Source organism: Paenibacillus sp. 598K, assembly GCF_003851045.1.
Lineage (GTDB): Bacteria > Bacillota > Bacilli > Paenibacillales > Paenibacillaceae > Paenibacillus_D.
This window is the reverse complement of sequence record NZ_BFBX01000016.1, coordinates 44,522-57,386: the sequence shown is the minus strand read 5'-3', so window position 1 is coordinate 57,386 and position 12,865 is coordinate 44,522. Positions and strand designations below refer to the sequence as shown.

The window sequence follows — 12,865 nt, the reverse complement described above, 5'->3', positions numbered from 1 at the left end:
ACGATGGCGAAGAAAATGCCGGAAATGGAAGAGTACAAATACGGTTTTCGCGACGAGCATAAGGCGATCTTCGAATCAGGGAAAGGTCTGACCCCGGAAATCGTCCGCACCATCTCGGAAATTAAAGGCGAGCCGGAATGGATGCTGGATTTCCGCTTGAAATCGCTCGAGCAGTTTTTCAAGATGCCGACGCCGAAATGGGGCGGCAATCTGGAGGAGCTGAACTACGACGAGATCCAGTACTATGTGCGGCCGTCGGAGAAACAGGGCAAGACGTGGGAGGAAGTGCCTTCCGAGATCAAGGAGACGTTCGACAAACTGGGCATTCCCGAGGCGGAGCAGAAGTTCCTGGCGGGCGTCTCGGCGCAGTATGAGTCCGAGGTCGTCTACCATAGCATGCAAGAGGATCTGGAGAAGCAAGGCGTGATCTTCACCGATACCGACTCGGCGCTGCGGGACCATCCGGAGATTTTCAGAAAGTTTTTTGGCACTGTAATTCCGCCGACGGACAACAAGTTCGCCGCGCTCAACAGCGCGGTATGGTCCGGCGGCAGCTTCATCTATGTGCCTCCGGGCGTCAAGTGCGAGGTGCCGCTGCAAGCGTACTTCCGCATCAACTCGGAGAACATGGGACAATTCGAGCGGACGCTCATCATCGCCGATGAAGGCAGCTCGGTCCACTATGTCGAGGGTTGTACCGCACCGGTGTACAGTACCAACTCGCTGCATAGCGCGGTCGTCGAGATCCTCTGTCTGAAGGGCTCAAGCGTCCGTTATACGACGATTCAGAACTGGGCTCCGAACATCTACAACCTCGTCACCAAGCGCGCCGTTGCCGAGGAGAATGCGACGATGGACTGGGTCGACGGCAACATCGGCTCCAAGCTGACGATGAAATACCCGGCAGTCGTCCTCAAGGGACGCGGCGCCAAGGGGATGGTGCTCTCGATCGCGGTAGCGGGCAAAGGCCAGCACCAGGACGCAGGCGCGAAGATGACGCATCTGGCGCCGGATACGACGTCGACGATCGTCTCCAAGTCAATCTCCAAGCACGGCGGCAAGGTGACGTATCGCGGACTGACCTCATTCGGCCGCAACTCCGAAGGCTCCAAGGCCAACGTCAAATGCGACACGCTTATCCTCGACAACGAGTCGACGTCGGATACGATCCCGTATAACGAGGTGTTAAACGACAACATCACCCTCGAGCATGAGGCGACGGTATCCAAAGTGTCCGAGGAGCAGCTGTTCTATCTGATGAGTCGCGGTCTGTCCGAGGACGAGGCGACCCAGATGATCGTCATGGGCTTCATCGAGCCGTTCACCAAAGAGCTGCCGATGGAATACGCCGTCGAGATGAATCGATTGATCAAGTTCGAAATGGAAGGCTCGATCGGGTAAAGCCCCGAACCCGTTGGCTGCACCAAGGGTTTCGAGACTTATCTTGTGTACGTTGAATCTCGGCGTGCCAGTTTCGTGCCGGTTCAGATTGATCTTTTATTGTAGGAGGCGAGCTTTTGAGCTCGTCTTCTTTTTGTTTTGCTTGTGTCGCTCGGATTGTATAATTCTCAGGATACGGAACATCCTAAAATAGGAAGTGAGTCCATCCAGGAGGTTACGATCATGTGTAAGAGCAAGTCGCGCGCGCGTTGGTGCACCATTGGTCTAACGGCAGGAAGCCTGCTGCTAGCCATGCAGCTCGCCGGATGCGGGAAGGAAGCGGCGCCGCAGCAACAGGGAACGGAAGAGATCCGCATGCTGGCGCAAGGGCAGTCGGCAGTAGAGATCTTCGAGCTGGAGGGGCTCGACTATGTCGACATCGGCCAGATGGCGCAGCAGATCGGCTTCAAGACTGCCTGGTCGGAGGATCGGCGCGAATACCTAATCGGCGACCATGATGTCATCTGGCGGTTCGTCGTGGACGCGCGCAAGGCGAGCAAGGAGGAGGCCGACGTCGAGCTGGAGGCGCCGGCGCGCAAGCAGGAGGACAGTCTGGCTTTGCCGGTCGAGTCGGTGAAGCGGCTGTTCGGCGATGAAGCGGTATTTGCCCGGCAGGAGCGGGAGATCGTCATCTTCCCGGCGCCAGGGTATCGCGACCCGGAGGCAGGTGATGGCGAGAGCTTCGCCGATGACCCGCAGGACCCGTCGCAGACGCCGGAGCCGGTGCTGGAGTCGTCTGGGTCGTTTTTGCGGGGCGACAATTGGCCGGGCAACAGCCAGGCCGCTGTCAAGGATCAGGCGGTGCTGCAGGCGCTCGTGACCAACGGCGGCGCGGTTATTCAGGAGGCGAAAAAGTACGATGGCGTACCGTATCTGTTCGGTGCTGACGACAAGAGCACGAAGCGCTTCGACTGCTCCTCCTTCACACGGTATATCTACAGCAAGTTTGGCCATGATCTGGCCCGTACCGCGAGAGCACAAGCCAAGGAAGGCGCGTATGTGCCGCGCAGTTCGCTGCGCATCGGCGATTTGATGTACTTTTACGTGCCTGGCCGGTTCAAGAGCAATGAGAAGGTCGGACATGTCGGCATCTATATGGGCGCTCAGAAGATGATCCACGCCAGCCCGCTGCCGGAGGACGGGGTGCAGGTGACCGACATCAACAAAGCGTACTGGAAGGAAACGTTCCTGTTCGCCAAACGTCTGGCGGACTAAAAAAAGCAGCGTCTCTTTGCATCAAGAGGCGCTGCTTTTTTTTACTAAATCTATTCCATTCGGAGGCTAGCGATCTCTTCTTCAGGATGATGGGAGAGATCCAGGAAGCCGTCCTCGAGCTGGATCAGCGGGCGGAAATAATCGTTGGGATTAGTCATGACGATGATGCCCTTCCGTCCCGAAGCGAGCTCCACCTGCTTGCCGATGAAGTTCGGGATCATGTGGCGGATGAAGACTTGGACGGCGTGCGGATCCAACTGACCAAAGCTGAGCCGATGAAGCTCCTGCAGCACGAACAGCAGATCCCGGCTTTTCTGATAGACTCGGGACGAGATCATGGCGCTGTATATATCGGCAATCGCGACGATGCGAGAAACCTGCGTAATCGTCTCGCCCCGCAGTCCGGCGGGATAGCCACTGCCATCAAGACGCTCGTGATGCTGCAAGGCGGGGATCGCCAGCGCCTCGTCGGCAAAGGATTCGCGGATGATATCATAGCCGTAGCGGGGGTGTTTCTTGATCTCTGCAAATTCTGTCTCAGTCAGCTTGCCCGGCTTGTTTAAGATAGCGTTTTCAATGCGGCATTTTCCAATATCGTGCAAAAAGCCTGCTCTGCCTGCGGCTAATGCCTCTGCTTCGTCTAGCCCCATCCAAGTAGCCAAATAATAGGACAGCATGCCGACCTGTACCGAATGCTGGTAGGTATAATCGTCCTTCGTATTCAACTGCAGCAGCATCGACACGACATCGCGATGTTGCTGGACGGTAGCGGCGAGCGGCGCAAAGGACGCATCGACACTTGCCGTATCGATGCGTCCCGTCAGGCGGGCCTCGTCGAACAATGCAGCGCACTGACGGGTCGCTTCCTGGTACACCTTGTTAGCGAGCTCGACGGGGGGAGCGGGAGACTGGGGATGCGCTGTCTCTTCGATCCGCTCGACAAAAACATAATCAATTTGGTGCTGCAAAAGCTTGTTGATCTCTTGCGAGTGCAAGAGCGTGCCCTCAGAGAGGACATTTAGGCCATAAGGATTAAAAATGTCGTTGCTGAGGCGATCGCCTTCTCGCAAGTCTGTCACATGCACCTTCATAGGACACCTCATTTGCATCATTTGCCCTATTTTATCAACTGTAAGGACCGATGGCAATAATAGGAACATGCAAATCGACATTTTTCCCTAACTTTCGACCTACTCCTGTCCCGTAAGAGGGTTCCAGGGCCCTTGTTGATGACCTTTCCATTCCGAGCCGTCTTCCCAGATTTCCTTTTTCCAGATCGGCACGATCTGCTTGAGCCGCTCGATGGCATATCGGCTGGCTTCGTAGCAGGCGTCGCGATGCGGGGCGGAGACGGAGATAACGACGCTGATCTCGCCCACGGGCACGCTGCCGATCCGATGCGCGATGGCGCATCGGGCGCCAGGCCAGCGCTCGCCGATCTCGTCGCCGATCTGACGCATCGACTTGAGCGCCATCGGCACATAAGCTTCATATTCCAGCAAGACCGTGCGCTGTCCTGCGGTCCACTCTCGAGTCGTGCCGATAAAGCTCAAGGCGGCGCCGTGCTCGGGCACGATGACGAGCGCCTCCGTCTGCTGCGGCGCAAGCGGCAGCGAGCTGATCCTGTAAGGGCCATCGGCTTCATTGACGATGACATCGGCCAGTTCGGTATCCTCGCCTCCCGATACGGGCGGCAGGAGCGCCAGCTCCTCCTCATGGCTGACGGCATCGTGGTCGGCGGCATACGCCTGATTGGCGGCCAGGAAGCTGACGGCGATCGCGCTGGCATGCTCCGGATACTGCTGCGCCAGCAGCGCTTTGAGCTCGCTCGCCATAAGTTCGGGCGACTCGGCTGCCAACTGCAGATAAGCCTGGCCGAATCGCTCGGACAAGCCGGCGAACAGCTGAATTGTATAGGTGTATTTCATGCTATTTTACCTCGCACAGTTAAGGTTTCACTTCACAACTAGCATATCATAACGGACCGAAAAATGTTATGCTAGGCAGTGGAAGTTGTGTTTACTGGATAGAAAGGAGTGCAAGCGATGACCGCATTAACGGACCGTTTCGGCCGTGTTCATAACTACTTGCGCATCTCGGTGACCGATCGTTGCAATTTGCGCTGCTTGTACTGTATGCCCGAGGAAGGGGTGGCGTTCGCGGACGCCTCGACCTTGTTAAGCTATGACCAGATCGTCGAAGTGGTGGAGGCGGGCGCGGAGCTGGGCATCACTCGGCTGCGCATTACAGGCGGCGAGCCGCTCGTCCGTCCCGGACTGCCTGAGCTGATCGGCAGACTATCCGCCATATCGGCGATTGAAGATATTGCGCTCACGACCAACGGCATGCTGCTCGCGCCGCATGCGGAGGCGTTGAAGGCGGCGGGGCTGACCCGCGTCAATATTAGCCTCGACACGTTGGACGCTTCGCGCTTTCGATTGATCGCCAGAAGAGGCGAGCTGAAGCGGGTGCTGGAGGGCGTCGAGGCTGCTGCTGCTGCTGGGCTCACGCCGATTAAGCTCAATTGCGTGCTGCTCAAGGGGATCAATGAGGACGAGATTGCTGCATTTTTGAGACTGGCTTACGAGCAGCCGCTGCATGTGCGATTTATCGAATACATGCCGATCGGCCATGCCGACGACAATTGGAAAAAGCATTATTTGCCGCTCGCGCGCGTCCATGAGATTGCTGCAGAGCAGGGCTATAAGACGGAGCCGGGAGAGGCGATCAGCGGCAATGGGCCTTCGGAGAACTGGCGGCTCGTCGGCGGGGTCGGCAGCTTTGGGCTCATCCACCCGGTGAGCGATCAGTTCTGCAGCCAGTGCAATCGGCTGCGGCTGACTGCGGACGGCTACATCAAGCCGTGCCTGTATTGGGTCGATGAGCTGGATGTTCGTCCGGCGCTAGGCGATCGCGCATCCATGCTGGAGCTGTACAGCCGCGCGATGGATCTGAAGCCGGAGAGCCACGAGATGGCCGCCAAGCTGGCCGACGGTGCGCAAAGCCATATTCCGACCAGTCGGCGGATGTCCCAGATTGGCGGTTGAAGCAGAGGAGGAGATCGAGATGGAGGATCATTCACAGGCGGTGCGCATTGAGCACGCAGGGGCGGATAATGGCTCTCAGACCGCTCAGCAGCTGAGAGAGCTCGGAGGCGACGTATTCCCGATCGGCGAGCGAGTGCCCGGCGCGGCCGGCTTGGCGGTAGACTTCCACCAGTGGTACGCGGCGTGGCGGGCGGCCTGCGGTGTGACTGGGACAGAGACGCCCGCGGCGCTGCATGTGCGCGCCCATGACGCTTTCGAGGCGCATATCCCTTGGGCGCAGCTTGATGGAGCAGCCTTTGGGATCGCGGACGAGGACGGCGGTCCGCTTCGTCGGGGCGGCCCGATCCGCTTGTATGTGCCGGGTGGCGCGAGCGATTGTCTGCATGTCAAGCAGCTCGCCGCGATGGTATTCGACGAGCAGCCGCTACCAGAGGACGAGGCAACTTATGGGTTCAGGAATATCGTCGAGCCGGCGCAACTGCGCAAGAGGTAAGACGACAAACAGAGCTGCATGCGAAGCCGGCAGCTGTATGCCAGGAGCAAGCGAAGGAGGTCAGTATGAAATTCAAGGCGTCGGCATCGCGACAAGTGATCCTGCTTCATAGTAACGATATCCATAGCCGGCTGGAGCAGGCGGCCCGGATATCCTCCCTCGTCACCGAGGAGAGACGCAGCAGCGGCGTCGAGCATGTGCTGCTGCTGGATATCGGTGACCATATGGACCGGATGCGTCTGGAGACCGAGGGAAGCGACGGTCTGGTCAATATCGAACTGTTGAACGAAGCGGGCTACGATGCGGTAACGTTGGGCAACAACGAAGGGCTCACCTACAGCAAGCCGCAGCTGGAAGCCGCTTATCGTGAGCACGCCCGATTCCCCGTCATCTGCGCCAATCTGCTCGATCGCCAGACGGGCGAGCTGCCGGAGTGGCTGTCGGCCCATCTCGTGCTGACCCGCAATGGCATCCGCTTTGGCCTGGTCGCCGCGACGGCGGCATTCAGCCCGTTTTACAGCTTGCTCGGCTGGGAAGCGACCGAGCCGTTGGGAGCGATCGCAGCGCAGGTGGCCTTGCTGCGGCCTAGCGTCGACGTCATCGTCGTCATGTCGCATCTCGGGTTGTCTACCGACGAACGCATCGCTGCCGAGATCGAAGGGATCGACCTGATCCTGGGCGGGCATACCCATCATCTGCTTGAGGAGGGCAGAGTCGTCGGCAGCACGACGATTTGCGCCGCCGGCAAGTTCGGAGAGTATCTGGGACGCGTCGAGATCGAGCTGGCTGCGCCGGGGACGCGCCCTGTCATCCGGGCCGGCTGCGTGCCAGTAGCGGCGGCCGTGGAGGATCCCGAAGCGGCTGCGATCGTCCGCAGCTACCGGGAGTCCGGCGAGCAGCGACTAAGCTTTGCTGTGACTCGGCTAAACCAACCCTTGCCTGTGAGCAGCCAGCGCGAGTCGCCGCTGTCCAATCTATTGGCGGCCGGGTTGCGCCGCTGGACTGGGGCGGATATCGGGATCGTCAACAATGGCCAGTTGCTCGGAGGGCTGGCGGAGGGCGTCGTGACGCAAGGTCAGCTCCATGCCTTGTGTCCATCGCCGATCAATCCTTGCCGCTTGCGGCTGGGCGGATCGCAGCTGCGACGAGCGCTGGAGGAGGCGCTGTTGTCCCAGTTTACAGAGCTGGAGATCCGAGGCTTCGGGTTCCGAGGGCTTGTGCTCGGCACATTGGCGGTCGACGGACTGGATATCGTCTACGACACCTCGGCGCCTGACTATGCCAAGCTGGTGAAGGCGACCGTGACGTCGACCGGTGAGCCGCTGCGCGATGATGGCATCTATACCGTCGGCACCATCGACATGTTCACCTTCGGCGCCGGCTACCTTAGCCTCCGAGAGCATGAGGGGGCGGAGTTTTTCTTGCCGGAATTCATCCGCGATGTATTGGCTCGCGAGCTGGGCGATCCGGCTGCTGTGACCGAGTGCCTAAGCGCCAGGTGGCATGCGGCTGGCGAGCAGGTGTAAACATTACATTAACATTACGAGCGTGTTATGCCGATAATAGAGGGACGACAATAGATGACGGGCAGGGATCGATAACTATGCGCTTGGTGCCCATTACAATGTGCCAGCCTGGCATGAAATTAGCCAAACGGATTTTCTCGGAGGATGGGCTCGTGCTGCTCGGCCAGCATGTCGAATTGACGCAAAATCTCATCACAAGGCTGCGTCAATGCGGCGTCGACTTCGTCTATATCGAAGACGCGATGACCGAAGATCTGGTCGTCCCCGAGATGATCAGCGACGAGACCCGGATCCGGGCGCTCAACGAGATTCGCAGCGGCTTCCGGGAGCTGATGAACCCGGCCAAGCAGAGCAAAAGCGCCCCGAAGCCTTACATAGCCAAGCAGTTCCGTAATGTCATGACGATGCTGCTCGAGGAAATCAGCAATCATCAAGGCGCGATGCTCATGCTGATGAATATGGGCCTGGTCGATCATTACCTGTTCCAGCATTCGCTGAACGTATGCATCTACACGTCGCTGCTCGGCATGTCCGACGGGCTAAGCCAAGAGGAGCTGATCACGCTGGGGATGGGTGCTCTGCTGCACGATATCGGCAAGACGCAGATCTCGACTGATGTCCTGATGAAGCCGGGGCGTCTGACGGAGGCGGAGTTCGCCGAGATGAAAACCCACGCGGAGCGCGGCTTCAAGCTGCTCAAGGACCAACCGAACCTGCCGTTGATCGTGGCGCACTGCGCCTACCAGCACCATGAGCGGCTCGATGGCAGCGGCTATCCGCGGGGGATCAAGGGCAACGAAATTCACGATTACGCCAAATGGATCGGACTGGTCGATTCCTACGATGCGATGACGACCAACCGGATCTATCGTTCCCCGATGTTGCCGCATCAGGCCATCGAAGGACTCTACGCGGGGACAGGGACGCTCTATGAACAGCGGATGGTGCGGATGTTCCGCGACAAAATCGTCATCTATCCGGTGGGCGTTAGCGTCGGCCTGAATACCGGCGAAAGCGGCGTCGTCGCCGGCTATGACCCTTTATATCCGCAACGGCCGATGATTCGGGTGCTCTATGATGAGTACGGCGAGCCGTTAGCCCAGCCCTACGAGATCGATATGATGAAGCAGCTGTCGATTATGATTACGAGCGTCAATGAGCATCGCGTTGCTACCCCGGAGGGTACATCCGGTTAACCGGAGTCGTCGACTTCCTCTTCTCCCGCTGGGGCAGAAGCAGGAAGTTTTTTGCATGGATGTAAGCAAGCTCAGCCTTAAGCACGCTTGGCGACGAATGGGCATTGCATGCCCCAGCTTCGAGCTTTACAATAAGTAGAGGCAAGTCATACTTAAAAGAGTCAGGTGCTGATCAATGATGCAAGCTATAACCAATGGGAGCCTTCGGCTTCCTGCGATATCTCCCGATTGGGACCCTTGGGACCCGATTCTCTCGCTGCGCGAGCACGGCAAGCATGTACTCACGAGCGTCGAGATGACGATATCCAATCTGTGCAACATGCGCTGCGAGCATTGCGCGGTCGGCGATACGCTCGTCTGGAAGGAGCCATCCAAGCTGCCGCTAGCGGATATGCTGCGTCGTCTGGATGAGGTCGAGCATCTGCAGACGATCTCGATCACTGGCGGAGAGCCCACCTTCGCGGAAGAGACGGTGCGCGAATATATTCTGCCGTTGCTCCGCTATGCGCGCGAGCGCGGCGTTCGGTCGCAGATTAATTCCAACCTTACGCTCGATTTGAGTCGTTATGAACAAATCGCACCTTTTTTGGACGTCATGCACATATCCTTTAATTATACCGGGTTGGACGACTTCCATCAGATCGGATTCGCCAGGTCGCCGCATGCCGTGGGGCGGCCTGCCGCCGCCAAGCTGTACGAGCGGATGATCGACAACACGCAGCGGCTGAGCAAGGGCGGATTGTTCGTCTCGGCGGAATCGATGATCAACTATCGGACGCATGAGCGGATCGACGAGATCCATCGGCTGATCGTCGAGATGGGATGTCTCCGTCACGAGGTGCATCCGATGTACCCAAGCGCCTTCGCCGCCAATCTGCCGGCGATCGACAGGGGGCAGATGCTCGAGGCGATCGAGCGGCTGCTCGCGCACCGCGATCCGAGCATCTGGATGCTATTCGGCACTTTGCCCTTCTACGCATGCAGCGACGACAATCGGGAGCGGGAACTGCTGAGCAAGCTTCGGCAAGCGCCGGCAGTCACGGTGCGCAATGATCCGGACGGGCGCAATCGGATCAACGTCAATCTGTTCACCGGCGAGGTGTTCGTGACTGATTTTGCCGATATTGCCTCGTTTGGCAACATCGCCGACGATCGGCTGGACGACCTGTTCAATCGCTGGTGCGAGAGCGAGCTGGCGCGCAGCGTCGATTGCCGTTGCGTGGCAGCCGGCTGCTGCGGACCGAATCTGCTGGTGAAGGACATGTATTACCAGGAGGTTGATTTTACGATCAGGAAGGCCATCGACCCGGTATAATCGCTATTTTGCGAGGGGGAAGTGCATCGATGTCGCTTCGCGCGCTGGCCATGATTGCTGTCGGACTCGTCTTGTTGTATTTGCTGTTTACTGCGGGGGCTCCGTTTATGCTGGCGCTCGTCGTCGTTATTTTTTTGGAGCCGTTCATCCAGTTATGCATCCGTAGCGGCCGGATGAACCGGGCAGCCGCGGGCGCGCTCGTCAGTTCCCTGTTTACCGTCATGCTGCTTGGCTTGATACTGGTGCTGGGCGCCAAGATCATCGCCGAGCTGATTGCCTTCTGGGAGCGTGTCCCGGTGTATGCCGGGGATGCCAATCGGTATGCCCAGGAGGCTTTTACCCAGCTGCAATCCTACTACTCCGGCCTCTCTCCGGAGACGGCTCGCCAGCTCGAGCGCTGGCTGTCGAGTTTTTCTTCCTCGGTGACCGGCATGGTCAGCGCCGTCTCCGTCTCCTTTGTCAACTTCGCCGCCGGCATCCCGGGCATGTTTATCTTCTTCATCGTCTTCCTGGTCGCGATCTACCTCTTCAGCTTCAGCTTGCCTGCCATCAAGTCTGCGTTTCTCTCTTTATTCGACGACAGCTCGCGCGAGCAGGTCGATCTTGTGCTGTTGAATCTTCGCTCCTCGATCTTCGGCTTCCTGCGGGCGCAGCTCGCCCTGAGCGTCATGACGTATCTGATCTCGCTCATCGGTCTGCTGATGCTTGGCGTCCGCTACCCGCTTGCGATTGCGTTGCTGATCGTGCTCGTCGACATCCTGCCGATTCTGGGCACCGGATCGGTGTTGGTGCCCTGGGCGCTCTATCTGCTCGCGACCGGCGATTCGTCGACCGGGGTAGGGCTGCTCGTACTCTTCTTGGTTATTACGGTGTTTCGCCGGATTATCGAGCCCAAGGTGCTGGGCAATGCGGTCGGCATCAGCGCCTTGGCGGCGCTCATCAGCCTCTATGCCGGCTTCCAACTGGTCGGCATCGTCGGCGTTTTCCTCGGTCCGCTGGTCGTCATCATCTATATGGCGGCGCGCAGGGCCGGGCTGTTCCAGATCCGGATCAAGCTGTAGTCGATGTGTGAGATAGCGTCCTCCCGGGTAAGTAGACCCAAAGAGAGCGGTTAGCTCGCGCGCTGCATCGGGTGCGCCGCTCTCCGCCTGAGGAGGGATAACATGGCTTTGTATACTGTGAACAGCTGGTCTTTTGAGCGTCAGCTCGGCCCGCTGCGGATGGTCAGCTGGAACAGCGACAAGCAGGAGCATGAATTGACTGTCGAATCTCACCCTGAGCAGATGACGCTGGTCGAGTTCATCGAGCGGCTCGGCCAATCGGGTTATGAAGGAGTGGAACTGTCCTATGCCCAGTTCCAGGAAAGCTCGCCCGCGTATCTGGAGGAGCTGCGGACTGCGGCCGATCGATCCGGCGTTCGTCTGGTGTCGCTGCTCGTCGACGATGGCGATCTGTCGGCCGCCGACGCGCATCGTCGAGCGCTGGAGGTCTCGTGGTTCCGCAACTGGATCGATATCGCGGCGGCGGCCGGGTTCGAGCGGGTGCGCCTGTGCGCCGGCGAGTCCGAGAGCGCCGATCAGGAGGCGCTTGGACGCGCTGCGGAGGGACTGCGGATGCTCGCGGACTATGGAGAGCCTCGCGGCGTCCGGATCGTCACCGAGAACCTTGGTTCTTTGCTGGCCGACGCTGCCAGCTGTGTGCAGCTGCTAGCACTGTGCCAGGGCAAGATCGGTTTTACCGCCGACTTTGGCAATTTTCAGCAGGACAAGTATCGTCAGCTCGCTGAGGTGATGCCCCATGCGGAGACTGTGCATGCCAAGGCGGATGTCGGCGAGGACGGCGCGCTTGCGCTGGACGATTATCGCCGTTGCGTGCAGATCGCCGCTGAGTGCGGCTTTGACGGCCCCTACACGCTGACGGTGCTCGGCGAGGGCGACAGGTGGGCGCAGCTCGCCGAGCTGCGTCAGGCGACAGAGGCTGGGCTGGCTGCACGGTCGGGCGCAGGCGCCCGTTAGTTCGCATCCTAATCTTAGGGAGGAGTGGGTAAGATGTCTCATTTGTAATCGGAACAGCTGCAGACGCTGCGAACGCGGCTGCTGCAGGAGCAGCGGGAGCTGGAGGCGCGCCGCGATGAGGCGGCGGCGACCACCGAGGAGGAGAGCGGCGAGCTGTCCTCCTACGACAATCACCCTGGCGATCTGGGCACGATCACGTTCGAGAAGGCGCGCGACCTCGCCCTCGACCAATCGGTAGAAGCGCAGCTGGAGCGGGTGGAGACGGCGCTCAGGCGAATGGATGACGGCACGTATGGCCTGTGCGAAATAAGCGGCGAGCCGATCCCTTACGAGCGGCTCGAGGCGCTGCCCTCGGCGACGCGTACGGTCGAGCATGCCGAGTCGCCGACCCCGGACGAGCGACGGCCGCCGGAGGAAGAGGTCATGACGCGTCCGCCCGCCAGCGAGCAGGACCGTCCGGGCGAAGGCAAGTTCGACGACGCCGGCGCATGGGAGACGCTGGAGCGATACGGCAATGCCGAATAGCGCAAGACTCGGCTGAGGCCGTCGCCTCATAAAAAACGGCAAGTCGCCGAATGCATCGGGACTTGCCGTTTTTTGCTTGCGTTTGATCATTTG

The 12,865-nt window shown here is 59.3% G+C and carries 12 protein-coding genes; 10 read left to right on the top strand and 2 right to left on the bottom strand.

Annotation, left to right across the window (positions count from 1 at the left end; all coding sequences use genetic code 11):
* Positions 1 to 3 precede the first annotated feature (3 nt).
* On the top strand, positions 4 to 1,401 hold the full coding sequence (gene sufB / locus PA598K_RS06795; RefSeq protein WP_128656207.1) for a Fe-S cluster assembly protein SufB: 1,398 nt from the start codon (positions 4 to 6) through the stop codon (positions 1,399 to 1,401).
* Between the two features lie 222 nt (positions 1,402 to 1,623).
* A complete protein-coding gene (locus PA598K_RS06790) occupies positions 1,624 to 2,655 on the top strand; it encodes a C40 family peptidase (RefSeq protein ID WP_128656206.1) in 1,032 nt (343 codons plus the stop codon).
* A gap of 50 nt (positions 2,656 to 2,705) precedes the next feature.
* On the opposite strand, the gene PA598K_RS06785 is transcribed toward PA598K_RS06790, so the two are convergent.
* Both PA598K_RS06785 and PA598K_RS06780 read right to left on the bottom strand, forming a co-directional pair.
* Complete coding sequence (locus PA598K_RS06785) at positions 2,706 to 3,746, bottom strand: HD-GYP domain-containing protein (RefSeq protein WP_128656205.1); 1,041 nt, start codon at positions 3,744 to 3,746, stop codon at positions 2,706 to 2,708.
* A gap of 99 nt (positions 3,747 to 3,845) precedes the next feature.
* Positions 3,846 to 4,583, bottom strand: a complete 738-nt coding sequence (locus PA598K_RS06780; protein ID WP_128656204.1) for a molybdenum cofactor biosynthesis protein — start codon at positions 4,581 to 4,583, stop codon at positions 3,846 to 3,848.
* A gap of 117 nt (positions 4,584 to 4,700) precedes the next feature.
* On the opposite strand from PA598K_RS06780, the gene moaA reads away from it, so the two are divergent.
* The 8 genes from moaA (at position 4,701) to PA598K_RS06740 (ending at position 12,772) form a co-directional block, all read left to right on the top strand.
* A complete protein-coding gene (moaA, locus tag PA598K_RS06775; RefSeq protein ID WP_128656203.1) occupies positions 4,701 to 5,702 on the top strand; it encodes a GTP 3',8-cyclase MoaA in 1,002 nt (333 codons plus the stop codon).
* Positions 5,703 to 5,721: 19 nt separating this feature from the next.
* Positions 5,722 to 6,195, top strand: a complete 474-nt coding sequence (locus tag PA598K_RS06770) for a hypothetical protein (RefSeq protein ID WP_128656202.1) — start codon at positions 5,722 to 5,724, stop codon at positions 6,193 to 6,195.
* 65 nt (positions 6,196 to 6,260) lie between these two features.
* The gene (locus tag PA598K_RS06765; protein WP_128656201.1) at positions 6,261 to 7,721 is read left to right on the top strand and encodes a bifunctional metallophosphatase/5'-nucleotidase; all 1,461 of its coding nucleotides are present in this window, start codon (positions 6,261 to 6,263) and stop codon (positions 7,719 to 7,721) included.
* A 77-nt stretch (positions 7,722 to 7,798) separates the two neighbouring features.
* Positions 7,799 to 8,917, top strand: a complete 1,119-nt coding sequence (locus PA598K_RS06760) for an HD-GYP domain-containing protein (RefSeq protein ID WP_128656200.1) — start codon at positions 7,799 to 7,801, stop codon at positions 8,915 to 8,917.
* 178 nt (positions 8,918 to 9,095) lie between these two features.
* Positions 9,096 to 10,232 carry a radical SAM/CxCxxxxC motif protein YfkAB gene (gene yfkAB / locus PA598K_RS06755; RefSeq protein ID WP_128656443.1) on the top strand — a complete coding sequence of 379 codons (1,137 nt, stop codon included), beginning with the start codon at positions 9,096 to 9,098 and terminating at the stop codon, positions 10,230 to 10,232.
* 29 nt (positions 10,233 to 10,261) lie between these two features.
* Positions 10,262 to 11,293 carry a sporulation integral membrane protein YtvI gene (gene ytvI / locus PA598K_RS06750; protein WP_128656199.1) on the top strand — a complete coding sequence of 344 codons (1,032 nt, stop codon included), beginning with the start codon at positions 10,262 to 10,264 and terminating at the stop codon, positions 11,291 to 11,293.
* Between the two features lie 102 nt (positions 11,294 to 11,395).
* Entirely contained in the window at positions 11,396 to 12,247 is an 852-nt protein-coding gene (locus tag PA598K_RS06745) for a sugar phosphate isomerase/epimerase family protein (protein WP_128656198.1), read from the top strand.
* Positions 12,248 to 12,304: 57 nt separating this feature from the next.
* On the top strand, positions 12,305 to 12,772 hold the full coding sequence (locus PA598K_RS06740; protein WP_128656197.1) for a TraR/DksA C4-type zinc finger protein: 468 nt from the start codon (positions 12,305 to 12,307) through the stop codon (positions 12,770 to 12,772).
* Positions 12,773 to 12,865 lie beyond the last annotated feature (93 nt).